General features: G+C 60.5%; 33 protein-coding genes and 1 pseudogene. 22 read left to right on the top strand and 12 right to left on the bottom strand.

Going from position 1 to position 22,980, the window contains the following annotated elements:
- Nucleotides 1-13: 13 nt before the first annotated feature.
- From BLR26_RS16095 to BLR26_RS16085, 3 genes are read right to left on the bottom strand one after another with little or no spacing between them, the layout of a single operon-like run.
- Nucleotides 14-214: a hypothetical protein gene (locus tag BLR26_RS16095; RefSeq protein WP_093382440.1), complete on the bottom strand. Its 201-nt coding sequence runs from the start codon at nt 212-214 to the stop codon at nt 14-16.
- A 19-nt stretch (nt 215-233) separates the two neighbouring features.
- Entirely contained in the window at nt 234-440 is a 207-nt protein-coding gene (locus BLR26_RS16090; protein WP_093382436.1) for a hypothetical protein, read from the bottom strand.
- A gap of 28 nt (nt 441-468) precedes the next feature.
- A complete protein-coding gene (locus tag BLR26_RS16085; protein WP_093382431.1) occupies nt 469-678 on the bottom strand; it encodes a hypothetical protein in 210 nt (69 codons plus the stop codon).
- A gap of 92 nt (nt 679-770) precedes the next feature.
- Here BLR26_RS16085 and BLR26_RS16080 point away from each other — a divergent pair, with 92 nt between their 5' ends.
- The 9 genes from BLR26_RS16080 to BLR26_RS16035 all read left to right on the top strand — a co-directional run bounded on the left by BLR26_RS16080 (nt 771) and on the right by BLR26_RS16035 (nt 6,477).
- The gene (locus BLR26_RS16080) at nt 771-1,475 is read left to right on the top strand and encodes an XRE family transcriptional regulator (protein WP_093382426.1); all 705 of its coding nucleotides are present in this window, start codon (nt 771-773) and stop codon (nt 1,473-1,475) included.
- A gap of 24 nt (nt 1,476-1,499) precedes the next feature.
- On the top strand, nt 1,500-2,036 hold the full coding sequence (locus BLR26_RS16075; RefSeq protein WP_093382423.1) for a YajG family lipoprotein: 537 nt from the start codon (nt 1,500-1,502) through the stop codon (nt 2,034-2,036).
- 532 nt (nt 2,037-2,568) lie between these two features.
- Nucleotides 2,569-2,790: a hypothetical protein gene (locus BLR26_RS16070; protein WP_093382420.1), complete on the top strand. Its 222-nt coding sequence runs from the start codon at nt 2,569-2,571 to the stop codon at nt 2,788-2,790.
- A 379-nt stretch (nt 2,791-3,169) separates the two neighbouring features.
- Nucleotides 3,170-3,586: a hypothetical protein gene (locus BLR26_RS27325; protein ID WP_176794254.1), complete on the top strand. Its 417-nt coding sequence runs from the start codon at nt 3,170-3,172 to the stop codon at nt 3,584-3,586.
- Nucleotides 3,587-3,767: 181 nt separating this feature from the next.
- Nucleotides 3,768-3,944 carry a hypothetical protein gene (locus tag BLR26_RS27320; RefSeq protein WP_176794253.1) on the top strand — a complete coding sequence of 59 codons (177 nt, stop codon included), beginning with the start codon at nt 3,768-3,770 and terminating at the stop codon, nt 3,942-3,944.
- 159 nt (nt 3,945-4,103) lie between these two features.
- Nucleotides 4,104-4,835, top strand: coding sequence for a hypothetical protein (locus BLR26_RS16050; RefSeq protein ID WP_093382408.1), 732 nt, complete (start codon nt 4,104-4,106; stop codon nt 4,833-4,835).
- Nucleotides 4,832-5,395 carry a siphovirus Gp157 family protein gene (locus BLR26_RS16045; RefSeq protein WP_093382405.1) on the top strand — a complete coding sequence of 188 codons (564 nt, stop codon included), beginning with the start codon at nt 4,832-4,834 and terminating at the stop codon, nt 5,393-5,395. The genes BLR26_RS16050 and BLR26_RS16045 overlap by 4 nt, the downstream gene beginning before the upstream one ends.
- A gap of 9 nt (nt 5,396-5,404) precedes the next feature.
- On the top strand, nt 5,405-5,896 hold the full coding sequence (ssb, locus tag BLR26_RS16040; RefSeq protein ID WP_093382400.1) for a single-stranded DNA-binding protein: 492 nt from the start codon (nt 5,405-5,407) through the stop codon (nt 5,894-5,896).
- Nucleotides 5,897-6,144: 248 nt separating this feature from the next.
- A complete protein-coding gene (locus tag BLR26_RS16035; protein ID WP_093382394.1) occupies nt 6,145-6,477 on the top strand; it encodes a hypothetical protein in 333 nt (110 codons plus the stop codon).
- Here BLR26_RS16035 and BLR26_RS27150 read toward each other — a convergent pair.
- Nucleotides 6,455-6,682, bottom strand: coding sequence for a hypothetical protein (locus BLR26_RS27150; RefSeq protein WP_143013279.1), 228 nt, complete (start codon nt 6,680-6,682; stop codon nt 6,455-6,457). The genes BLR26_RS16035 and BLR26_RS27150 overlap by 23 nt on opposite strands.
- A 113-nt stretch (nt 6,683-6,795) precedes the next feature.
- Between BLR26_RS27150 and BLR26_RS16030 the strand changes: the two genes are divergently transcribed.
- Nucleotides 6,796-7,557, top strand: a complete 762-nt coding sequence (locus tag BLR26_RS16030) for a GIY-YIG nuclease family protein (RefSeq protein WP_093382390.1) — start codon at nt 6,796-6,798, stop codon at nt 7,555-7,557.
- A 20-nt stretch (nt 7,558-7,577) separates the two neighbouring features.
- On the opposite strand, the gene BLR26_RS16025 is transcribed toward BLR26_RS16030, so the two are convergent.
- Complete coding sequence (locus BLR26_RS16025; protein WP_093382387.1) at nt 7,578-7,766, bottom strand: hypothetical protein; 189 nt, start codon at nt 7,764-7,766, stop codon at nt 7,578-7,580.
- Nucleotides 7,767-7,863: 97 nt separating this feature from the next.
- On the opposite strand from BLR26_RS16025, the gene BLR26_RS16020 reads away from it, so the two are divergent.
- Entirely contained in the window at nt 7,864-8,274 is a 411-nt protein-coding gene (locus BLR26_RS16020; protein ID WP_093382384.1) for a hypothetical protein, read from the top strand.
- A gap of 47 nt (nt 8,275-8,321) precedes the next feature.
- Here BLR26_RS16020 and BLR26_RS27145 read toward each other — a convergent pair whose 3' ends face one another.
- Nucleotides 8,322-8,954, bottom strand: a complete 633-nt coding sequence (locus BLR26_RS27145; protein WP_143013278.1) for a hypothetical protein — start codon at nt 8,952-8,954, stop codon at nt 8,322-8,324.
- 73 nt (nt 8,955-9,027) lie between these two features.
- Here BLR26_RS27145 and BLR26_RS16015 point away from each other — a divergent pair, with 73 nt between their 5' ends.
- Nucleotides 9,028-9,741: a hypothetical protein gene (locus tag BLR26_RS16015; RefSeq protein ID WP_093382379.1), complete on the top strand. Its 714-nt coding sequence runs from the start codon at nt 9,028-9,030 to the stop codon at nt 9,739-9,741.
- Between the two features lie 58 nt (nt 9,742-9,799).
- Here the strand turns inward: BLR26_RS16015 and BLR26_RS27510 are convergent, their stop codons facing one another.
- The gene (locus BLR26_RS27510; protein ID WP_093382374.1) at nt 9,800-10,099 is read right to left on the bottom strand and encodes a hypothetical protein; all 300 of its coding nucleotides are present in this window, start codon (nt 10,097-10,099) and stop codon (nt 9,800-9,802) included.
- 398 nt (nt 10,100-10,497) lie between these two features.
- Here BLR26_RS27510 and BLR26_RS16005 point away from each other — a divergent pair, with 398 nt between their 5' ends.
- From BLR26_RS16005 to BLR26_RS15995, 3 genes are all read left to right on the top strand, one after another.
- The gene (locus BLR26_RS16005) at nt 10,498-11,691 is read left to right on the top strand and encodes a tyrosine-type recombinase/integrase (protein WP_093382369.1); all 1,194 of its coding nucleotides are present in this window, start codon (nt 10,498-10,500) and stop codon (nt 11,689-11,691) included.
- Between the two features lie 20 nt (nt 11,692-11,711).
- Complete coding sequence (locus BLR26_RS16000) at nt 11,712-13,298, top strand: ABC-F family ATPase (RefSeq protein WP_010226270.1); 1,587 nt, start codon at nt 11,712-11,714, stop codon at nt 13,296-13,298.
- 150 nt (nt 13,299-13,448) lie between these two features.
- The gene (locus tag BLR26_RS15995) at nt 13,449-14,639 is read left to right on the top strand and encodes an MFS transporter (protein ID WP_093382364.1); all 1,191 of its coding nucleotides are present in this window, start codon (nt 13,449-13,451) and stop codon (nt 14,637-14,639) included.
- On the opposite strand, the gene BLR26_RS15990 is transcribed toward BLR26_RS15995, so the two are convergent.
- Both BLR26_RS15990 and BLR26_RS15985 read right to left on the bottom strand, forming a co-directional pair.
- Entirely contained in the window at nt 14,633-15,664 is a 1,032-nt protein-coding gene (locus BLR26_RS15990; protein ID WP_093382359.1) for an alpha/beta hydrolase family protein, read from the bottom strand. The genes BLR26_RS15995 and BLR26_RS15990 overlap by 7 nt on opposite strands.
- Nucleotides 15,665-15,804: 140 nt before the next feature.
- A complete protein-coding gene (locus BLR26_RS15985; protein ID WP_093382354.1) occupies nt 15,805-16,416 on the bottom strand; it encodes an FMN-dependent NADH-azoreductase in 612 nt (203 codons plus the stop codon).
- A gap of 128 nt (nt 16,417-16,544) precedes the next feature.
- On the opposite strand from BLR26_RS15985, the gene BLR26_RS15980 reads away from it, so the two are divergent.
- Nucleotides 16,545-17,453: a LysR substrate-binding domain-containing protein gene (locus BLR26_RS15980; protein ID WP_093382349.1), complete on the top strand. Its 909-nt coding sequence runs from the start codon at nt 16,545-16,547 to the stop codon at nt 17,451-17,453.
- Nucleotides 17,446-17,805, top strand: a complete 360-nt coding sequence (locus tag BLR26_RS15975; RefSeq protein WP_093382345.1) for an MmcQ/YjbR family DNA-binding protein — start codon at nt 17,446-17,448, stop codon at nt 17,803-17,805. The genes BLR26_RS15980 and BLR26_RS15975 overlap by 8 nt, the downstream gene beginning before the upstream one ends.
- On the opposite strand, the gene BLR26_RS15970 is transcribed toward BLR26_RS15975, so the two are convergent.
- Both BLR26_RS15970 and BLR26_RS15965 read right to left on the bottom strand, forming a co-directional pair.
- The gene (locus tag BLR26_RS15970) at nt 17,798-18,244 is read right to left on the bottom strand and encodes a DUF1294 domain-containing protein (protein ID WP_093382340.1); all 447 of its coding nucleotides are present in this window, start codon (nt 18,242-18,244) and stop codon (nt 17,798-17,800) included. The genes BLR26_RS15975 and BLR26_RS15970 overlap by 8 nt on opposite strands.
- Before the next feature lies 1 nt (nt 18,245).
- A complete protein-coding gene (locus BLR26_RS15965) occupies nt 18,246-19,076 on the bottom strand; it encodes an undecaprenyl-diphosphate phosphatase (RefSeq protein WP_093382336.1) in 831 nt (276 codons plus the stop codon).
- 302 nt (nt 19,077-19,378) lie between these two features.
- Between BLR26_RS15965 and BLR26_RS27760 the strand changes: the two are divergent.
- From BLR26_RS27760 to BLR26_RS15950, 4 genes and pseudogenes are all read left to right on the top strand, one after another.
- Nucleotides 19,379-20,155, top strand: a pseudogene (locus tag BLR26_RS27760) (cache domain-containing protein); the annotation flags it as partial.
- A gap of 123 nt (nt 20,156-20,278) precedes the next feature.
- Nucleotides 20,279-21,013: a methyl-accepting chemotaxis protein gene (locus BLR26_RS27755; RefSeq protein WP_371128679.1), complete on the top strand. Its 735-nt coding sequence runs from the start codon at nt 20,279-20,281 to the stop codon at nt 21,011-21,013.
- A 112-nt stretch (nt 21,014-21,125) separates the two neighbouring features.
- Nucleotides 21,126-21,692, top strand: coding sequence for a nicotinamide riboside transporter PnuC (gene pnuC, locus BLR26_RS15955; protein ID WP_045198353.1), 567 nt, complete (start codon nt 21,126-21,128; stop codon nt 21,690-21,692).
- A complete protein-coding gene (locus BLR26_RS15950) occupies nt 21,689-22,213 on the top strand; it encodes an AAA family ATPase (protein WP_093382326.1) in 525 nt (174 codons plus the stop codon). The genes pnuC and BLR26_RS15950 overlap by 4 nt, the downstream gene beginning before the upstream one ends.
- Nucleotides 22,214-22,364: 151 nt before the next feature.
- Here the strand turns inward: BLR26_RS15950 and BLR26_RS27140 are convergent, their stop codons facing one another.
- Nucleotides 22,365-22,559 carry a hypothetical protein gene (locus BLR26_RS27140; RefSeq protein ID WP_143013277.1) on the bottom strand — a complete coding sequence of 65 codons (195 nt, stop codon included), beginning with the start codon at nt 22,557-22,559 and terminating at the stop codon, nt 22,365-22,367.
- Between BLR26_RS27140 and BLR26_RS15945 the strand changes: the two genes are divergently transcribed.
- A complete protein-coding gene (locus BLR26_RS15945) occupies nt 22,537-22,980 on the top strand; it encodes a hypothetical protein (RefSeq protein ID WP_093382321.1) in 444 nt (147 codons plus the stop codon). The two genes, BLR26_RS27140 and BLR26_RS15945, sit on opposite strands and share 23 nt — an antisense overlap.

Raw genomic sequence — 22,980 nt, 5'->3', positions numbered from 1 at the left:
TTGAGACCCTCACCTATCCGGTAGAGGGTCTCTTCAGTCCCACCAGCGTCAAAACTGGTGCCTTGCGCCTACCAACGAAGACCGTCGCCCCCGAGGTGATCGCTTCGAGAAGGATCTCGTTTACCGCCTCCTCGAACGTCCACCCTCTAGCCTTCATGAGGCTGTGGATCTTGGCTCTGGTCTCGGGCGGCACGTTTTCTTCTGTAAATTCCATCGTGCCCTCCTGAGGGCCTCTAGCCCGCGATATCCTTCAGGTCGTCGGGCATGAGGGCTTCGATGCCACCATTCACGGCGGCCCACTCGAGCATTTCAAAAAGGTATGTCGCGTACTCGCGGCGGCTTTTGTGAGCTGCGCGCTGAAGCTGCCGATCGAGCAATGGATAAAGGCGAACCTTTCTGGCCAAGTCACGGCGCTGGGTCATTGGGTCTTTGAAGCCCATGAGTTACTGCTCCTTGCGGTTGGATGGATTAGGCGGCGGTTTGCTTGGTCGAGTTGGCAGGGTCGTCGCTACGGCTCGCGGTGAGCATTCCGGCGGACTCCTTCTCCAACACGCATTGCATTGGGTAGGAGAAGCCACCGGCAGATCGGCACTGCGAAACGCGGCTACGGGTGACGCGCAGGGCTTCACCGATGGCGCCTGGCGTGCCGAAGAATTGCAGGGCTTGGTCATAGGTCATTTAAGGTTTCTCCACTTCACTGCTGCCGAGTTTAGAAATATTAACAGAAAAGCGCAAGTTATCTAAACAGACGCTTGTTTAGAATCCTAAATATGAATTTCAGCGAACGATTGAATAGTCGAATGGAGGCCAAGGGCCTGCGCGCGACTGACATAAGCGAAATGACTGGCGTCTCTAGAGCGACAGTCTCTTTCTGGCTGGCTGGCACGAATGGGGCTAAGGGCAAGAACCTGCTCGCCCTGGCAAAAGCCCTGGATTGCTCGCCGGACTGGCTCTCAGATGGGGTGGGGTCTCCAGAGGCACATAAGCAGGTCTCGCTCAGCACTATTGAGACGTGGGACGACGAGACGCCGCTCGGTGAAGATGAGGTGTACGTACCATTCCTGCAGGAGGTTGAGCTGGCAGCCGGATCAGGACGATCTGCGGTTGAGGAAAGCGATACCGCTAAACTGCGGTTCTTCAAGAAGGACCTGCGCAATAATGGCGTTCAGTACGACAACGCCAGGTGCGTGATGATCAGCGGCAACAGCATGATCCCGGTGCTACGCGACGGCGCAACGGTCGGCGTGAATATGGGTAAAAACGCCCTACGAGACATAGTCGACGGGGAAATGTACGCCATCAGCCATAACGGCCAGCTTCGGGTGAAGCAGCTCTACCGCCTCCCTACCGGCATCAGGCTTCGCAGCTTTAATCGTGACGAGCACCCGGACGAGGACTACACCTTCGAACAAATCCAGGAGCAGCAGATTGTGATTCTCGGCCACGTTTTCTGGTGGGCGATGTACTCCCGCTGATCTCTCTTAAGAAAAGGACCTTCTATGAAACACCTCCTGGCTGCATGCTTGATCTCCACTGCTGTACTCAGCGGCTGCGCCGCCACCGTTGAACGCGGCGGCCTAGGTACGCTTGTGATTCCGGAGCCGGCCAAGCAGAACGTAACCGTCGCGTTCAAAGGAAACAGCAAGGTAGAGGCTAACTCTGACTGGTCGCTGCTCCAGCGAACCTGGGCTGAATCCCTGAAAGCTGAAGGCGCTGAAAAGGGATATCGCATTACCCAGACCGACCCTGAAACCACGCCACCTAAGCAAGACGGTGTTCTAGTGCTGGTGAGTGTAAGCAACTTCCGATTCCTCACCACAGGTGCTCGCTACGGCGCTGGCTCGATGACGGGTAACGCCTGGGTCAACTCCAGTGCCGATTTCGTAGACCTCACGACAGGAAGGAAGGTTGGCACGCGTACATACGACACGACCTCTACAGCGTGGGAGGGGGTCATGTCTGCCATGACCGAAAAGCAGGTTCGAGCGATTTCGAAGCAAATCATCGAAGACATCAAAAGCGCTAAGCCTAAATAGGGCAGCCCCGCTCACAAGCAAGCCCGCCTCAGTGCGGGTTTTTTTGTGCCTGAAAATCCCCCCCTTAAACTTTTTGTTAAGTTTTCTAAAAATAGGCCTTGACCGATCTTGTTAAGTTTTCTAAATTTGCCTCAACGCCGAATCAAGAAGGCGCTAGGCCCTCAAGCGGCCCCGTTCTTTAGCGAAACACCTTGCCGGATCACCACCGGCCAGCAACAAAGGCAGCGATGGACAGGCCTCAACAGTCCAGAGGGTTGGCAACTGACCCAGGCGTGCAGCGTAAAGCGCCAAGAACAGTTATCCGGCGGACCAGGGTCGCGGTCGGAGGAACAACGAGCGATGTAAGTCCAGGCTGCCGCCAGTAGCGAGCCTGGGCACTGACCAATCAGTCGCCTCATGCACGAGGTGATGTGAAGCGTCACCAAATAGGTTGGAAAGGGACATAAATAGTCTCCTTTCCCGCAAGCATGACGATTTCACTGGCTGGCCTTGGCGACAGGGCCAGACGGGAAATCAACCGGAGGGATTCACGATGTTCAACATGGCAAACATGGCGGCTGATGAATGCCGCGAAGACGCACAAGAGCGCGCCTACTACCGCTGGATCGACAAGGCATCCAAGTTGCTCGGTCAGCAGGTGACCCTGGGCTCGCAGGAAGAAAGCGACCTGGGCGACTTCTACGCCGATGGCTGCACCCCGGCCGAGGCCGTAACTGAGCTGTTGGCGCAGCAAGCGCTTGAGCGCGCAGCCTGAACAACCAGCGCCACGTCAGCCTGACGTTAACTGCCCGATGCCCTGCTCCCCATCGCAGGCTGCATCGGAGTGTGATCTGAATGCGCAGGCTGATGCGCGAACCACACCTCGTTTGGCAGCTACTGAGGCACATCGAGTTAGGCGCCAATGCCGGAGATCAGCGCCGGCCAGATCACACCCCGATGCAGATCGCATCACCGCAGGCGAATCCGGGGCCTTCCCGGCCAGACCAGATGCTTCCCGGGCAGCGCCGGGCGCCTGCCCCCCTTCCCTTCAAATCGACCGCATCGGCAGGTGCCAGGCCAGTCTCACGGCTGGGTTTGGTCACCCGCGCCTGGCATCTGGCCAATGCGGCCGCACAATCCAACTGGAGACGACCATGGGCGCACTTCGAAAAGCTCAGTTTGAGTACGACAACCGGCAGGCGCCTCCAGTGGTTGATGCCCGCGACTCTGCCCGCCAAGCATGGCTTGAAGAAGCCGGCGAGCAACTGGCCCGGGGCAGCGACATCAAGGTGCAGCGCCGCCTGCGTGCATCGCGCATCGTCACCTTCGCCGAGTTCAAGACCCACATTCAGCTGCTCTTGTTGAAGCGCTGGGAGAATGGCGAGGACAAAGGCGACTGGCTGGCAGAGATCGTCATTCAGGCGGCCTTTGGCGAGCCTTGCAGGACCACGGCAGCGAGCCTGCTGGGCGACGACAAGCCGGATCAGCACCTGATTGACCTGGCCGCAGAGTTCCTTGAGCCGCTGGCTGATGACGCGCTGATCGCCCAGGCCGAGGACGCTGAGTTATGAGCCCACACATCGCCATAGACCGCGCCCTGGACGACCTTGAGCAATCAGGGTCGAGGCTGTAGGAAACCCTAACCGAAGCCCTGATCGTCCGCCACTTCACTGCTGGCGGCATCAACGCCGACGAGTTCAAACACTACTGCGAGCGCGTTCGCCGGGTTGCCGAGCGGCGCAAGGAGGTTGCATGAGCACTGCACCGGTTAAATCGCTCATCGATGAGCAGGTTGAGGAAGTCATGGCTACCCAAGTCCGCGGAACCGTTCGGTTCCCAGTCGGCATGCGCGTTGCGGATCTGCCCTACCCGATCAAGGCTGACTGGCTGAAGCGCCGGCCGATTGCCAGGCCGAGGTCATGCCCATGACCTGCTACCAGCGCGCCAAGCGCATCGCCTTCTGGCGTGGGTCTGCTCTCACCCTCTTCCTTTGCACCGCCTGGATGCTTGCAAGCGCATTCGCCGGGAAGGTCACTCAGTAACTCATCAAACCTACAGCGCTGCTCAAAGCTGCGCATGGAGCTATCAATGTCCAGTACCAACATGCGCATTTGGGACCAGGTCGACAAGACCGATACCCGCTTCACTAAGAGCGCCGAGGTCGGCGGCCAGAAGATCACCAGCCTCAACGGAACGGCGATGATCATGAAGGCGACAGAAATTTTCGGCCCTGTCGGGATCGGGTTCGGCTGGTCGGTCATGGAGGAGCGATTCGACGAGGGCTCTGAAATGGTCAGCGGCGAAGGTGACAAGCGCCTGGTACTCGGTCGCGAGCTAAACCACACCATCAAGATTCGCTTCTGGTTTGAGCTGGATGGCAAACGTGGCGAGATCGAGCAATACGGCTGCACCCGCTACCTCTACAAATCCAAGTACGGCACTACGACCGATGGTGAAGCACCGAAAAAGTCGCTGACCGACGCCATCAAGAAAGCTCTGTCCATGCTGGGCTTCAGTGCCGACGTGTTCTTGGGCATGTTCGACGACCAGAACTACGTCCAGCAGCTGCAGGCCGAACAAGCCATTGAGCAGGCAGAGGATCGCGAAGCCGAAATTGAGCGGCAGAAGCAAGAGCGCCTCGACTACATCAAGTCTGTAGTCGACACCATGCAGGGCGCTCAGTCGCTGCAGGAGCTCAAGAAGCTTCACGACCACGCAGTACGCCGGCTGACCGCGCGCAACGACGACACCGCCATCAAGCGGATTGCCAAGGAACTGCGCGACCTCACGCCTAAGTTCACCCAGGAGAGCGCAGCATGAGCAGCCTCTACCCTCTCACTAAGCAAATGTTGGAGTTGGCCGAAATGGCCGACACCGACGACGAAGGCCTGAAGCAGGCCATCCAAGACACCATGGATGGAATCGAGGGCGAGTTTGGCGACAAGGCGGACAACATCGTCATGCTGCGCCGCAACATCGACGGCGAAATCCTGGCCATTGAAGCCGAGATCGAGCGCCTCGCCGAACTCAAGCGGGTCAAGGAGAACACTGTCTCGCAGATTGGCGACTACCTGCGCCGGAACATGGAGGCGGCTAACATCAAGTCGATCAAGCGCCCGCTGTTCACTATCACGCTCGCCGCGGCACCTGAGAAGGTAATCGTCGACAAGCCGGACGACCTACCCGACGACCTAGTCCGCGTGAAGGTGACGCAGGACCCGGATAAGAAGGCCATCGCCACCAAGCTCAAGGCTGACCGCGAGCATAACGAAGCAGTCCGTAAGCGCATCACCATTGGCGAGGACTGCGAACACGAACTGATCCCTGAGCCGACCTGGGCGCATCTGGAGCGCGGCGAAAGCTCGATCCGCATTAAGTAAGAGGAACCCATGCCAACACTTACCGATATCGGCCGCCTGGGCCGCGACGCTGAACTGCGCTACACGCCTGAAGGGAATGCCGTCTGCAACCTGGCCCTGGCCTGCGAATATGGCCGCAAAGGCCAAGGTGGTAATCGCCCCACCCAGTGGGTCGACGCCACGCTCTGGGGCAAACAGGCCGAAGCCATGGCGCCCTACCTGCTCAAGGGCCAGCAGCTGCACTTCACCATCGACGACGCCCACGTCGAGACCTACACAAAGGCCGACCACTCCCAGGGCGTGAAGCTCACCGGCCGCGTGATCATCATCAAGTTCGCCGGCAGCCCGCCGCAGCCGGTGCAGCAAGGTAGCCAGCAGCAACAGTCTCGGCCCCAGCATCAACGCCAGCAGAGCCGCCCGCAGGCCCAGCCGCAGAACCAGCAAGGCGCCCCGGGCCCCGACTACGACAGCTTCGACGACGACATCCCGTTCGCCCCGCTGCATCACCTGGCCGGGGCGTAGCCATGATCGCCACAATCGCCCAGCCCATCCCCGCAGTGAAGTACGCGGCGGCCATGGCCACGTCCACTGGTCAGCCCTGGGGCGTGTATCGCGGAAACAAGCGTCTACTAGTGGTCATGCCCTCTGGCTCTACGAACAAGAAGCCAATCGAGGTGTGCCACCCATGAGACGCATCCAGAAGATCACCCAGCAGCGCCGCCGGCAGCTGCATGTTCACTTGCCGCCCAGCGGATTAAAGGAGGCGTCATATGGCGATGGACCAGGCCGAGCGCGACCGGCGCAGGCGCGAGAAGTCCGCGAAGGTGCAGGAAGAAGATCTGCGCTTGAAGGTTCGACCAGGGACTAAGCAGGCCCTTCTGGAACTGATGGAGTGGGCCGGGATCGAGGAACAGGGTGAGGCGATGACGTTGATGATTCATCACCTGCATGGGCTTGGGCCGGGTCGAGCACTTACCCTGCTCACTCCGCCGCGCCACAAATACGAGGTCTCGCAATCTGTGGCGCTGGAGTTCAGCCGCAAAAGCATGCTGATGGTTCTACAGGAACCGGGTGATGAGATTATTCCGCCGGTTCATCTTTAGCAGCGGATAAAAGATAAGAGGTCGCTTCTGCAGATTCTAATTTTAGATCATGGTCAGAAACCCAGGTGTACATCGCGTTACCCAAAATACCAATCTTTGCTTTTTCAGCCAGTGCAGAAAGATCTATACCAAGCTTCTCGGCTTCACAGAGCATTGCCACTGCGGCTTGCTCGATAGCTATTTCTCTATTGCTTTGACCAGCCATTTGAATCCTCCTTGACCCGACCCCATGCCGGTCACCCGTAATACCCCATCCCAAACCAAATTGCCACCATGCCGCATCCGGCCACGGAGGGCGGCGCATGCATGGAGAAAGCCATGGCGAAGTTCTACTACCAGATCAAGGGACGCCGCCCGGCAACAAGCGCATACGGCGAGGCTGAGTGGGCCTGGCCACCAGTGTTCAGCGGAATGGTCGAGGCGCCCGACCGAAAGTCGGCTAAGGCAGTGGTCGAGGATCAGTACGAACGCCAGTTCCCATCGCGCGTGCTGCGCAAGGACATGGACGCGCACGAGTATTTGCTGCACATCCAGCCGATCGACGAGAACGACAGCTACCTGCTGGGGCGCTTCGAGAACAGGCCGTGCAAGGAGTGCGGCACCGTTTTCAAGTTGATCGACAAGTACAACGACCCGCACACCGAAACGAAAAGCCACGACTACTGCACCGAGAAGTGCCAGGCGGCCGCTAAGTTTCGTGACCTTTCGGAGTTCCGCCTGGCCAGCGAAGGCCGGTCGCCGCCAGTGATTTACCAGGTGCGGCAGAAGTCCAGCGGTCGGGTCTACGTCGGCCAGACCACTCAGCCGTTCACGCTGCGTTGGTGGCAGCACCTGAGCAACCCAACCAGCTGCAAGTTCCACGCGGCCTTGGGCGGATCGGACATAACCGACTGGGAGTTTTCCGTTATCGAGGTGATCGCTTACCCGGATGGTTGCACAAACCGGGCAGCCTACATCACCGAGCGCGAAAGCCACTGGATCGGGGTTTTATCGGCAGTAGAGACCGGGTTCAACACCGTTCGCCCTGCCGGCTCAGTTGATCCATCTCAGGTTCTGCTGCCTCTCGCGGACCCGGCCTGACCCTCCGGCGCTGCCCGCCTTCACTCGGTGTGCTGATCATCCTCGCTCAAGTCCAAGTCTGACCTGTACCGGGCAATGGCAATGATCTGCCGCAGGCATATGACCACTTCAAGCTTCTGCTTGTCCTCCGGAAGCCCGAGCAGCTTCAGCATTCGCTCGGCTTCCTCCTCGATTGCAGCAAGAGCATCTGTATCGCTTTGCAGGGACATGTCGGGCTCCGGTCAGGTTGCATCGGGAATTAATTGATACCCCTCTTTTATGAATCACGCCACCCCGGCGAGGGCGGCGCCTGCAATGGAGACTGCCATGAGCTGCTACAACTGCGACTACGTTCGCCGCCACTACAATGTGCCGGCCGAGATCGGGCGCCGCGTAATCGCCAACGGCGAGCCTGGCGTGATCATCGCCGACCGCGGCCATTACATCGGCGTCATCCTCGACAGCGACCCGAAGAAGCGCATCCGGAACTACCACCCGACCTGGGAAATGCAGTACGGCGAAATGGCCGAAGAGCTGCCGCTGAAGCAGTTCGAGGTGCTCACCAACGGCATGTATGACTGGGATGATGTGAAGTACATGCTCGGCGATGCGCGCCATTACGTGCGGCGCGTATGGGCGGCCACTCGCAGCCAGGCCAAGTATCGAGCCTACCAAGAACTGGACGAGTGCTTCGAAGACGCCACAGCAATGCTCACCTTCAAAGTCCGCGCGGCCTGATCCTCCGCCGCTGCCGGCGAGTGCCTCAAAGGCTTTTTCAGCGCAAGCTAAATCTTGTCAGCTAGAAGCGAATCAAACGAACTTACAGTGTGTGCATACAGGTCTTTCGCCTCGCTAATAGCTGTCCGCATTAGCGAAATATACTCACGGTTATCACCCGAGTTCAAGCCGGATTGGCAAGCCTCGTAAATATCATCGGGATACTTCAGGTACAAGCTGATAAACGCATCTGGAGTCCCCTTAATGCGGGCTTCCTCTGACTTATTAAGAAAAGCAACTGCGGAAGTCCATGCCTTCCTATAATTAGAGAATGCTTCAAGCAGCCTGTCCCGCCTTTGAGTTATCTCATCTTTAGCTTCAGGGGGGACTGATTCTCCATCGAACATAAAATCGCACGCCCTCCCAATCGCTTGGAGATACCCTCGATACAAATGAAGGTCTGTGGCGGCATCTTTGAGCTTGGATATCCGAGAGAATCGCTCTGTATACCTAAATTGTTTCTTCCAAGAAGACAGTGCAGTTGCTGCCACCCCGCACGCTAAAATAGTCGCAATGTAACTAGTAGCTTCTAGCATGTCTTTTATGTTTGGTGCCCCAGAAAAAGCTGGTGCCCACACGACCCCTGTTACAAAAGACCCAACAACCACCGCTATCGATGCAACGATGTCCGCTCTCTTCATTCCTCTCCACGCTCCTAAATAGACGCATTGATAACTCGACCAACGAGCTTACCCTACAGCGCGAGGTATCCCCATGCCCACAGAAAACCGATCCAGCAACACCGCAGCGAGCGACAAGGTAGCGCTGCGCGATATCGTCACCGACTCGCTTGTCTCTATGGTCGCCGGCGTTACTGGTCTGGCGCCGCCGAAGGGCCTCGAGATTCCAGACTTCATCCAGGGCCAGATCGACCGCGCCACCGATCGCATCCACAAGACCCTGGCCCAGCCGGCCGCCCAGCACCAGGGCGAGCCGGTGGCATATCAGTGGCGGTGCAAGACGGTTAATGAGGGATCGCAATGGAGGCATTGGGTTGACTGCACGGAGGAGGATTACAGAAAGACTCTCGAAAATCCCGGGCCCAATCCGCGCGGGATTATTCGTGAAGCAAGGAAACTGTATACCCACGCCGATGATGGTGAGGTTGAGCGGCTGCAATCCCAATTGATAGACAGCAGGGGTGACTTGAGGGCGGCTATCAGTCGGAACGAGAGCCTGATGCGCCAATTGGCCGAGCGGGATGCGTTGCTGCGTGGAACTAGCCTCATGCTCAAGTCGATAGCTCACAAGTTGGACGGCTTTCATCGAGACTTTCCCGGCCAGTGGTGCGGCTACCTCGATCGCGCCCTTGGCGGCGCTGAGCATCAACACGGTGTAATCGAAGCCGCCCTATCCGACAGCGCAAAGCCGAGCGCGCCGGTTGAGCGTGACACCAGGGCGTCACTTGCACCTCCTTCCAGCGCCTGAACATACTCGCCAATCAGGGTGAACAACAAAGGAGTACATTTGTACTCCCCGCAATGAATCAGGCCTTTCGAGCGCGCATCGGCGCCTGTGCCACACCCTCCTCAGCAATGTGCCGAGCCTTACCCACACCCCAGGCTAAGGCGCGAGTCATTGATTCATTCGAGCGGCAGTCGATGCCCTCTTCATAGAGCGCCATCCCAGATGCTGAATACACCCCTATGAACAACTGGGTAACACCTGCTCGGGACAGCCTGACCTGAACATCGATAGTTGCCCCGCCACTGAGCTCCTCTTCATGAGTTCGGCAGTGAAGCGTTGGGTCTGCCCATTCCCAATAGGCCTTACCTCTGGTGCGCATCTTATTCCCCTTTGTTGACCATTAAGTAAGGCATACGGGGGGGCGAACGGCTACATCGCTATACCGGTTCTTTGAACCAATTCGAAATTACAACACGCAAATCTTGATAGCCGCGGCAGCGCCACTGAAGTTGGCCTCGCACTGACGAAGGCCGGCGAGCTGATCATCAAGCACCGAACCTAACCCCTCCCCACCTCTGCCGCCATGCGCGGCGTGGAGACAATCATGACCACCGAAACAGATGGTGACTTCGACAAGGTCACCGAACAGCGCATGGCCGATCTATTGGGATGCACAAAGCGAACCCTGGAGGGTCGGCGCCTGCGGGGAGTATTCCCCGAGGGCGTCTGGATTAAGCACCAGGGCCGAATCATCTATAGCAAGAAGAGGTATGACGAATGGCTGGAAAGCCAATGGATTTACCCCGAGGGGTCGAAGTCTTCCGCAACTCCCTCCGGATTCGTTTCACATGGGATGGTATCCGTCGATGCGAAACGCTCCCTTACCCCCCGACACAAAAAGGCATCAAGGCTGCATCCCAGCTTCGCGATCAGGTAGTTAGCTTCAACAAACTTGGCCTTCTGGACCAGGACAAGTACGCCGAGCTTTTCCCGGGCTCGCAAACTGTCGCGGGCAGCAAGCCGACGTTTGGTGAGTACGCCCAGCTCTGGCTCGACAGCCGGGAGATTACGCCCGGCACTTACAACAACTACAAAAGCGCGCTGAACAATTACTGGATGCTCCACTTCGCGATGGTTCGTGTGGACCTGATCACCACCACCCAGGTTCGCAAGGTGGTGAGTTCAATCACCTGGAGATCGCCGGGGGTAAAGCGCAACGCCCTGGTGAAGCTGTCAACGATTCTGCGCTCAGCGGTGATCGACGGATTGATCAGCAGAAACCCTGCAGAGGCCCTGCAACTGCCCAAGCGCACCAAGAAAGAGATCGACCCGTTCACTTTAGAGGAGGCGAACCAGATTACTACCAGGCTCTACGAGCACCCGCACTGGCCAAGCCAGATCTACGCGGCGTTCTTCGAGTTCGTGTTCTTCAGCGGCGTACGCTTGTCGGAGGGCCTGGCGCTGCGCTGGGATGCTGTCGACTTGGAGAAGAAGGTTGCCCATGTGAAGCGCACTGTAGCGCTGGGCGAGGTAGTCGAGCGCACCAAAACCGGCAAAGATCGGTTCGTGCTACTCAACGAGAGGGCCTTGCATGCGCTCGAGTTCGCCAGGGAGTACGCCGAGCGACGCAGGAAAGGAAAGGGGCGGGTCACGGAGTCACCGTTCATTTTCCCGCCATCGAAGAACGCAGAGTACGTCCAGCAGACCTCCGATCTGCATCATCAGTGGCGGCCGGTGCTTAAAGAACTGGGGATTCGTTACCGTCCGCCATACAACTGTCGTCACACCTATGCGACAATATGCTTAATGTCTGGCCTCAACCCCGCATTTATCTCCCAACAGCTCGGCCACAGCGTGCAAATGCTGCTGTCGACGTATGCGCGTTGGATAAACTCAAGCTCCGACTGGAGCGAGCTGGAAAAGCTGCAAATTGGTATCAAATCGGTATCAGCCGCAATGCCAGCGACGTAAGCTATTGATAGGTAAGCCCTTTGATCTCCACCGCTAACATCACCATGCAGTTCGGCGCCAAGCCCTTGTTCGAGAACGTCTCGGTCAAGTTCAACAACGGCAACCGCTACGGCCTGATCGGCGCCAACGGCTGCGGCAAGTCGACCTTCATGAAAATCCTCGGCAACGATCTGGAGCCGTCCGCCGGCCAGGTCATGCTCGAGCCGAACGTGCGCCTGGGTAAATTGCGCCAGGATCAGTTCGCCTACGAAGAGTTCACCGTGATCGACACCGTGATCATGGGCCATGAAGAGCTGTGGAAGGTCAAGGCCGAGCGCGATCGCATCTATTCGCTGCCGGAAATGACCGAAGAAGACGGTATGGCCGTCGCCGAGCTGGAAACCGAGTTCGCCGAGATGGACGGCTACACCGCCGAATCCCGCGCCGGTGAGCTGCTGCTGGGCCTGGGTATCCCGCTGGAACAGCATTTCGGCCCGATGACCGAAGTCGCGCCAGGCTGGAAACTGCGTGTATTGCTGGCCCAGGCGCTGTTCTCGGACCCGGAAGTGTTGCTGCTCGACGAGCCAACCAACCACCTGGACATCAACACCATCCGCTGGCTGGAAAACATTCTCACGGCGCGTAACAGCACCATGATCATCATTTCCCACGACCGCCACTTCCTCAACAGCGTCTGCACCCACATGGCCGACCTGGACTACGGCGAACTGCGCCTGTTCCCGGGCAACTACGACGAGTACATGACCGCCGCGACCCAGTCGCGCGAGCAGCTGCTGTCGGACAACGCCAAGAAGAAGGCCCAGATCGCCGAACTGCAGACCTTCGTCAGCCGCTTCTCGGCCAACGCCTCGAAAGCCAAGCAGGCCACCTCGCGCGCCAAACAGATCGACAAGATCCAGCTGGCCGAGGTCAAGCCATCGAGCCGGGTCAGCCCGTTCATCCGCTTCGAGCAGACCAAAAAGCTGCACCGCCAGGCCGTGACCATCGAGAAGATGTCCAAGGGCTTCGACGGCAAGACCCTGTTCGAAAACTTCAGCTTCACCGTCGAAGCCGGCGAACGCGTAGCGATCATCGGCCCCAACGGTATCGGCAAGACTACCCTGCTGCGTACCCTGGTCGGTGAACTGAGCCCGGATGCCGGCGCGGTAAAGTGGACCGAAAGCGCGGAACTGGGCTACTACGCCCAGGACCACGCCCACGACTTCGAAGAGGACCTGAGCCTGTTCGACTGGATGGGCCAGTGGACTCAAGGCGAGCAGGTAATCCGTGGCACCCTGGGGCGCATGCTGTTCTCCAACGACGAGATCCTCAAGTCGGTCAAGGTGATCTCCGGTGGTGAGCAAGGCCGCATGCTGTTCGGCAAGCTGATCCTGCAAAAGCCCAACGTACTGGTGATGGACGAACCGACCAACCACCTGGACATGGAATCGATCGAGGCGCTCAACCTGGCGCTGGAGAACTACCCGGGCACGCTGATCTTCGTCAGCCACGACCGTGAGTTCGTATCGTCGCTGGCCACCCGCATCATCGAGCTGAGCCCGAGCGGTGTGGTGGACTTCAGCGGCACCTACGATGACTACCTGCGCAGCCAGGGTGTGGTGATCTGATCCAGATCTGATCGCGGGGCAAGCCCGCTCCTATAATCCTGTAGGAGCGGGCTTGCCCCGCGATGCTGGAAAATCCGTTAGCCTGCTTCCTTTTCTCTTCGCACCCGGCGATCATGGGCCCTCTCCCACCGCCCGCCAGCGAACGAGCTCATGTCCGCGCAAGCACCCGCCCCCGTCGATACCGGGTCGATCACCCGGCAAATCCTTTCGATTGTCTTTTATACCTTTATCGCCTTCCTCTGCATCGGTTTGCCGATCGCGGTGCTGCCCAGCTATGTGCATGACCAGTTAGGCTTCAGTGCGGTGATCGCCGGTATCACCATCGGCCTGCAATACCTGGCCACCCTGCTCAGCCGGCCGCTGGCCGGACGCGCGGCAGACAGCCTGGGTACCAAGCGGGCAATCATTTACGGCTTGATCGGTATTGCCGCCAGCGGTGTGCTGACCTTTGCTTCAGCGCTGACAGTCGATGTGCCGTTGCTGAGCCTGCTGGCGCTGCTGGGCGGGCGCGTGCTGCTGGGCATCGCCCAGGGTCTGATCGGCGTCGGCACCTTGAGCTGGGGCATCGGTGCGGTGGGCGCCGAGCACACCGCGCGGGTGATTTCCTGGAACGGCATTGCCTCCTACGGGGCCATCGCCATCGGTGCGCCGCTGGGCGTGGCACTGGTCGACCGAGTCAATTTCGCCACCCTGGGCCTGGCCTTGAGCGTCCTGGCAGTGCTGGCCCTGCTGGTAATCCGCAACAAACCGTCGACGCCGGTGGTACGTGGTGAGCGCCTGCCGTTCTGGGCCGCATTCGGCCGGGTTGCGCCGTGCGGGGTCAGCCTGACTCTGGCGTCGATCGGCTACGGCACCCTGACCACTTTCGTCACCCTGTTCTACCTCGAGCAGGGCTGGAGCGGCGCAGCCTGGTGCCTCAGCGCATTCGGCGTGTGTTTCATCCTCTCACGGCTATTGTTCGTCAACGCAGTCAACCGCTTTGGCGGCTATCCCGTGGCGATGGCCTGCATGGCCACCGAAGCCCTGGGCCTGGCCTTATTGTGGCTGGCACCCAGCCCGGTGCTGGCATTGATTGGCGCAGGCTTTGCCGGTTTCGGCCTGTCGCTGGTGTATCCGGCGTTGGGTGTCGAGGCGATCAAACAGGTGCCCAGTTCCAGCCGCGGTGCAGGCCTGGGCGCCTATGCGGTGTTCTTCGACCTGGCCCTGGCGATTGCCGGGCCATTGATGGGTGCGGTGGCCCTGCACCTGGGCTATGCCTGGATTTTTTGCCTGGCTGCTTTGCTTTCGCTGCTTGGCGTCGGCCTCACCCTCCTGCTGTCACGGCGCGCCGGCAACTACTGATCGGCCATGTGCAGGCCGGCCTGATGGCGGTCAGCCAGGGTGTGGTTGAAAAACCGCGCAGCCTCAGCCTGCAACGTCAGGTGAATATCCTCACGGTCGACGCCGTCCGGGTCGTTGCACAAGGCGGCCATTTTCTGGCGCTGCTCGTCGTCGCACGGCGCCATGAACACGAAGTGCCCGGCACCGGCCAGCAGCTTGTAGTTGGGCGTGACCGGCAGCTTGCGCGCCAGGGCCTGGGCATTCTTGTCGATGGCCAGCAACTGGTCCTTGTCGCCGCTGTAGATCAACGCCGGGACCTTGACCTCGGCCAACGCGTGACGGCCGAACATCAGGCTCAGCGGCGCCATCAACATCAGCGCCTTGACCCGCGGATCGGGCGCGGCACGCAGGTCGGCGCGGTCGGCGATCAGCACGCCCTTGGTTTTGCAGGCATCGGCATCCAGCGGCCGCTCCTGGCAGTAGCGCTGCAAACGCTCCAGGTCCGGTTGCGCCCCGGACAGGATCAAGGCGGTCTCACCGCCAGCCGAATAGCCGATCACGCCCACCTGCGGGCCATTGATGTACGGGGCCAGAAAGCTATCGCCGAGGCTGGCGGTGATCGCTGCGCTGATCTGCAACGGCCGCCCGTAAAGGTTGCTCAAGGTGCCCAGGCGGCTGTGGTCGCGGGCATTATCGCCCGGGTGGGTGACGGCAACGACGATAAAGCCGCGCCGCGCCAGGGCGGTGGCCAGATCGTGCAAGGCCAGCGGCGTGCCGGTATTGCCGTGGGACAGCATCAACAGCGGATAACGGCCGATAACCATCGGCGCACCTTCCCAAGCCTGGACCCGGTAGCCGTCGATGCGGCTGCTGCGCTCAACTGCACTGGAAGGATAGAACGCCAGGGCCTGCACCGGCTGCGCATCGAGCGGGTCGGCGAAACTGAGGCGATGCACGCCGACACTCCAGTGCGCAGCCGGCTCGGCCTGCACCATCAGCGGGCTGCCCAACAGGACTAACAGGAGTAATGCGCCAAGACGCCGCATCGTTTTGCACCCTAAGCAACGCTATCGATCAATGCTGATAGTGCGCAGCATAGAACGGGCCAGCCCGGCGCAGATGAAACCTCAATGAAAAAACCGACTGCAGGCGCTGCCGGCAGTCGGTTTGATTACTGGCCCAGAGATCAGGCGGCGACGAACAGGTCGGTGCTGATCTGCACTTGCGCGGCGTTCAGGGCCTTGGCCCGGTGCTCATCGCCATAGGCCAGGCCGTGGGCACGGACGATTTCCAGGTCGGTGATGCCGATGAAACCAAGGAACACCTTGAGGAACTCTTCATGGCCGACCGCGGTAGGCTGGCCGGCGTGCAGGCCGCCTGCGGTCGATACCAGGATCACCTTCTTGTTGCCGCACAGGCCTTCAGGGCCGGCTTCGGTGTAGCGGAAGGTCTTGCCGGCCACTGCGACCCGGTCAATCCAGGCCTTGAGCTGGGTCGGCACGGTGAAGTTGTACATCGGCGCGGCCAGTACCACGGCGTCGGCGTCGAGAAACTCCTGCAGGGTTTCGGCGCTGAGTTTGGCTTCATGCTGCTGGGCGGCGTCGCGCAGTTCTTCCGGGGTGCCGGCGGCGACCAGGGTTGCGGCCGAGAAGTGGCTGATGGCGTCGCCGGCCAGGTCACGGTAAGTCACTTGCAGCGACGGCTCGGCGGCTTTCCAGGCTTCAACCACGCTGCGGCTCAGCTGACGGGAGGCGGAATTATCGCCCAGGATGCTCGAATCGATATGCAACAGTTTCATGGGACTCTCCTGAATGAAGACCGCGAGTGGGCGATCACGATGGGGAGAATCCTACTTGGGTGGCGAATAGCTGATAAGTCAGCAAAAATGCGTTAGTTTGTCCTACTGGCAGGACAATGGTGACGCACATGCAAGACCTCAATGATCTGTTCTATTTCGCCCGGGTGGTCGAAGCTGGTGGTTTTGCCGCCGCTGGCCGTGTGCTCGGGATTCCCAAATCACGCCTGTCGCGACGTATCGCCGAACTCGAAGAGCGCCTGGGCACGCGCCTGCTGCAACGCACCACACGCCAGTTGAAGCTGACGGCCGTGGGTGAACGTTATTTGCGCCACTGCCAGGCCATGCTGCTGGAGGCGGAAATGGCCGACGAAGCGGTGGCGAGCATGACCAGCGAACCGCGCGGGCGCTTGCGGGTGTCGTGCCCGGTGGGCCTGGCCCATGAATTTTTACCGAACGTGATCAGCCGCTTCCTGCAGCAATACCCGCAGGTGCAACTGGACATGATCCTCCTCAACCGTCGCGTCGACCTGATCACCGAAGGTGTCGACGTTGCCCTGCGAGTGCGCGACCTGGGCGATGAAGACCCGGCGCTGGTCACCCGGCGCCTGCGTCAGGCGCAGATGCTGCTGGTGGCCGCCCCGCAGTTTGCCGCCGCGCAGGCGCTCGACCACCCGCAAGACCTGGCCAGCCTGCCGGTACTCGGTGCGGTGGATGCCGACCGCCTGGTGCATCTGCGCCTGCTCGATGGCCAGGGCCACAAGCACGAACTGGCCCTGGAGGCACGCCTGGCGATCGACGACTTTGTCGTGCGCAAAGCCGCCGCTGTCGCCGGCCTTGGCTTTACCACGCTGCCGATCATGCACTGCGAAGAAGAACTCGAACGTGGCGAGCTGGTGCGCCTGCTGCCAGACTGGTCGCTGCCCGGCGGTTATCTGCAGGCGGTCTACCCCCATCGGCGCGGGCTGCTGCCGGCGGTGCGGGTATGGATCGATCACCTGGTCGCGGAATTTGCCCAATGCGGGGAGCGTTATGTCTGACAAGAAAATCAGCGAAGAGCAGGTCGCAGCGTTCTGCCTGAGCCTGCCGGGTGCGCGCGAAGACTACAAATGGGGCGGTATCCGGGTGTTCTCGGTGGCCGGCAACAAGATGTTTGCCGTGCTTGACCTGGGCGGCGCCGGGTTGTCGTTCAAGGTCGATAGCGAGCTGTTTCTCGGCTACGTCGACCGCCCCGGCGTGCGCCCGGCGCCCTACCTTGCGCGGGCGCACTGGGTCAGCATGGCACCGCCCTACCCCATGGGCCGCGCCGAGCTGACCGAACTGCTGCAACGCTCCCATCAACTGGTGGTCCGGCGCCTGCCCAAGCGCCTGCAGCCAGGCTTGCTTATCTGAGGATTGGCGCCAGGGCAGCGCCAAGCCAGCGGCCGCCGAGCAGCAGGTGGTCGATCCAGAACAACTGATGCACGCCGACAATGGCCCAGAAACTGAGCTGAAACGACAGTTTGCGGGTCTTGTGCCGAAAGCGTTGCTGGGCCAGCAAGGCGCCCGGCCAGCCGCCGCACAGCTCACTGGCGTGGAGGACTTTCTCTGGCGTGCGCCAGGCCTGATTGCGGGCCTGCTGCTTGTCGCGCCAATACAGCACGAAGCTCACCAGGCTGGCCAACGGGTAGGCCACGGCCGGTAGCCAGGATTGCCCGCTCAAAAGCATCTGCAAAGCGCCGCCCACCGGCAGCAGGCACAAGCCGACAAAGGCCAGCAATTTGCTGCGGGGGTTTTGCAGGGCGCCGCTGGTTTGGGCTGCGCGGCGTGGCTGGCTTGGGCTACGGCTCATCTCAACCGTGCGCCGTGGTCCAGTCAACCCAGCCGAACAACCAGGTGCCGAGGATGATCAAACCGAACACGATACGGTACCAGGCAAAGGCCGCGTAACTGTGGTTGGCGATGAACTTGAGCAGGCCGCGTACCGCGATCATGGCGAAGATGAACGAGACCACAAAGCCGATGGCAAATACCGGGAAGTCGTCTGGCTGGAACAGATCGCGGTACTTGTAGCCCGAATACACCGCCGCACCGACCATGGTCGGCATGGCCAGGAAGAACGAGAACTCGGTGGCTGCTTTGCGCGACAGGCCGAACAGCAGGCCGCCAATGATGGTCGAGCCGGAGCGCGAAGTACCCGGGATCATCGCCAGGCACTGAGCGCAACCAATCTTCAGGGCGTCGGACCAGCGCATGTCGTCGACCTGGTCAACGCGGATCACATGCTCGCGGCGCTCGGCCCAGAGCATGATCACGCCACCAACCACCAGGGCGGCGGCCACGGTGATGGGGTTGAACAGGTACTCATGGATCAGGTCGGCAAACAGCACCCCCAGCACCACCGCCGGCATGAAGGCGATCAGCAGATTGACCGTAAAGCGCTGGGCCTCACGCTGACGCGGCAGCCCCACCACCACCTCGAAGATCTTGCGGCGAAATTCCCAGACCACCGCCAGGATCGCGCCCAGCTGGATGATGATGTTGAAGGCCATGGCCCGCTCACCACCGAAATTGATCAGGTCGGCCACGACAATCTGGTGGCCGGTACTGGAGATCGGCAAGAACTCCGTCAAGCCTTCGACAATACCTAGAATGACAGCCTGCAGGCCGGTCCAAAGATCCATGCTTCCCCCGTGGGGCAATGCCTGTGGCATGCCCCTTTATAGTCTTTTAGTTGCCAATGGCTGTTCAGCGCCTGGCCGTTTTACAGCGACAGTTGGTCGCAAAGCCAGCAGAAAAGTCCACGCGGCCTTCAGGTTTATCCCGTCGAGGCCGAAATCCTATCAGACCTCTCGGATAAACGCTGCTGGGACGACGCAACAGACCTCAACGAATCAAGCACTTAGTCCTTGGTCGAGTAGGTGGCGGGAGGCAAAGCATGCTTGGATGTGGGCAACAATAAAAAAGAACTCGAGGTAAGCATTCCATGAAGACTCTTCGCAGTATGTCGATCAGCCGGCGTTTGTGGCTGATCCTGGTAGTGGCAGTGGTGATGCTGGTAACCCTCGGTTTGCTGATGCTGCGCCAGATTCATGGCGACCTGTACCAGGCCAAGGCGGAAAAAACCCGCCATGTGGTAGAAACCGCCGCTGGCGTGCTGGCGTATTACCAAGGGCTGGAAGCAGCCGGCACATTGAGCCGCGACGCGGCCCAGCAACAGGCCCTGAGCGCGGTGCGCGGCCTGCGTTACGATCAGAATGACTATTTCTGGATCAACGACCTGGGGCCGAAGATGATCATGCATCCGACCAACCCCAAGCTCGACGGCCAGGACCTTTCGGCAATCCGCGACCCGGACGGCTTTGCCCTGTTCAACGAAATGGCCGCCCTGGCCAAGGCCAAGGGCGCCGGCAGCATCGACTACCGCTGGCCCAAGCCCGGCGCCAGCGAGCCGGTGAAAAAGACCTCCTACGTGCAGCTGTTCAAGCCCTGGGGTTGGGTGATCGGTTCGGGCGTTTACATCGATGACATGCAGGACGAGTTTTTGCGCCAGTTGCGCGATGCCTCGATCCTCGGCCTGGGCATCGCCCTGGTCATGACCCTGCTGGTGGTGCTGATTGCCCGCAGTATCGCCCGGCCGCTGCAGGAAGCTGTCGATGCCATGGCCACCATTGCCAGTGGCGAGAGCGACCTGACCCGGCGCCTGGATACCCACGGCAACGATGAAGTCACCCAGCTGGGCATCCACTTCAACAGCTTTACCGGTAAGTTGCAGGGCGTGATCAGCCAGTTGCAGGGCGCGGTGCATGCCCTGGCGCAATCGGCCAGCGATGTGGGCAACAACGCCGGCCAGGCCCAGCAGCGCAGCGAGCAGCAATCCCAGCAAATGGAGCAGGTGGCCACGGCCATCAACGAAGTGACCTACGCCGTGCAGGATGTGGCGAAGAATGCCGAACAGGCGTCCAGCGAAATGCATGACGCCCAGTTGCGCGCCGAACAGGGGCAACACAGCATCCACGGCAGCCTGCAGCGCATCGACCAACTATCGACGACCATCGATGAAGCGGTGCAGGTGATCCGCGCCCTGGCCGGTCAGAGCACGCGCATCGGCAGCGTACTGGAAGTGATCCGCTCGATTGCCGAACAGACCAACCTGCTGGCCTTGAACGCCGCCATCGAAGCGGCGCGGGCCGGTGAACAGGGCCGCGGTTTTGCCGTGGTGGCCGACGAAGTGCGCCTGCTGGCCCAGCGCACCCAACAGTCCACCGCCGAAATCCAGAGCATGATCGAACACCTGCAAGGCCAGTCCGAGGCGGCCGTGAAAGCCATCGACGCCAGCAGCGAAGCCTCGCGCCAGACCGTCGAACAAGCCAGCGAAGCCGGAGTCAGCCTGGACGCCATCAGCCAGGCGCTGCACAACCTGACCGCGCTCAATGCCTCGATTGCCAGCGCTACCCTGCAGCAGTCCCATGTGGTCGAGGAGATCAACCGTAACGTTACCGAGACGGCCGACCTGTCGCGTCAGACGGCAACGGCCGCACAGCAGTCGAGCAGTGCCGGCGTGGCCTTGAACCGCCTGAGCGAGCAACTGGATCGAACCCTCAGTCAGTTCCGGGTCTGACGGTTGGGCCCCGGGGAGCGTACCTGCGGCTACTTCGCCAGCGCACTAGTGGCGCTTGGCGTGCCACAAGGTACAATCCCCGCCCTACCCTCGAATCCTCCAAGGAACGCCGATGTCCGGCCTCGAACTGTTCGCCGCCGTGCTCGGCGTTATCGCCGTGTGGCTCACGACCAAACAGAACCCCTGGTGCTGGCCGATCGGCCTGGTGATGGTGTTGCTGTACACCTGGGTTTTCTATGACGTGAAGCTGTATTCGGACATGCTCCTGCAACTGGTGTATGCCGTGCTGCAACTTTATGGCTGGTGGCAATGGACGCGGCCGGGCAGCACGCGCGAAGCTCGCCAGGTCAGCCTGTTGCCGGCGCATTCGGTTGCCTTTGGCCTGGGCATTGGCTTGCTCGGCAGCCTCGGCCTGGGCGCGGCCATGGCCACCTGGACAGACGCCGCCCACCCCTGGCTGGACGCCGCGCTGACCGGGTTCAGCCTGGTGGCGCAATGGTGGATGGCGCAAAAGCGCCTGCAGTGCTGGCCGCTGTGGGTGGTGCTTGATGTTATTTTCGTCGGCCTGTTCCTGTCCAAGGCCATGTACCTGACCGCCGCGCTCTATGCCCTGTTCACCTTGATCGCGGTACAGGGCTGGCGCGACTGGCGACGCGATCCGGCGTTGACCTACGCATGAAGGTAGTGGTACTCACCGGCCCTGAATCCAGCGGTAAAAGCTGGCTCAGCTCCGAAATCCAGGCGCACTTCGGTGGCGAACGGGTGGGCGAGTACGTGCGCCACTTCATTGACGAGCAGGCGCGTGACACCTGCTATGCCGACATCCCGGCCATTGCCCGCGGGCAGTTGGCCTGGGAAGACGCCGCACGTGCGCGGCAACCGGCGCTGCTGATCCTCGACACCCACCTGCTGAGCAACATGCTCTGGAGCCGCACGCTGTTCGGCGATTGCCCGGCGTGGCTGGAACAGGCGCTGCTGGCCCGTCACTACGACCTGCACTTGCTGCTCAGCCCCGAGGCCGTTGCCTGGCACGACGATGGCCAGCGTTGCCAGCCGCTGCTGGCCGAACGTATGGCGTTTTTCAATGCCACGGGCGAGTGGCTGGCGCAGCACCAGCAAGCGTTCCAGGTCGTGCAAGGCGACTGGGCGCAGCGCCGGCGCGCAGCCTTTGCCGCAGTTGCGCAGTTGCTCAAGACCTGAGCAGCTGCGCGCTGCACAGTGTCCATTCCTGAAACACTCTCACCTGCGCAAAGCCGCGAGCTAAAGCGGCCAGCCCGTGCCCGGAGAAAAGTGTTAAGCCGCTGAAACAATCCCCGGGCATGCCTGTTGCCGGGCCGTGGCGCCCGCAGTATCAGGTGCTGAACAGCGCCGGTGTCTCAGCGGCGTTACAACATTTTTTTGACCCTGGCCAAGCATAAAACCAAGCCATTGTTTTCGCTTGATAAATAAAAACCGGCACACCTTCTGCTCTCTTCTTCGCAACGCTGAACAGGGCCAGCGCACCATAAGAAGGAATTGCCATCGTGGGAAAGATTGATAAAGGCATCTACCGCCTCCTGCTGCTTGCCTGTGCAGTGAGTTCAAGCCTGAGCTTGAGCCTGCCGGCCCAGGCCGAAAACGGCATCGTCGTCATCACCCGCGATGTGCAGCCGCGCAACGCCATGCGCCCACCGCTGGCGCCCGACCCTTATCCGACCACGGTCAACACCAACCCGTCGGCGCAGATCCTCAAGCAAACCAACGAGCTGAGCGACGGCGATTTTGCCTCGATCACCAGCGGCTCGGGAATCGGCGCCATGGTCACCCAGCAGACCAATAACCTGGGCAGCAACATCAATAACCAGACGCAACTGCCGAACCTGGCCGGTGGACGTTCCGGCAACTCCGGCAACGGCATCTCCAACATGGTCAATTCCAGCGTGCAGAAAGGCCTCGCGCCCCTGCAGATCCTCACCGGAGGCAAGTGA

It is taken from the genome of Pseudomonas sp. UC 17F4, assembly GCF_900101695.1.
Taxonomy (GTDB): Bacteria; Pseudomonadota; Gammaproteobacteria; order Pseudomonadales; family Pseudomonadaceae; genus Aquipseudomonas.
The sequence above is the reverse complement of the archived record's forward strand: the minus strand, read 5'-3'. Positions and strand labels throughout refer to the sequence as shown.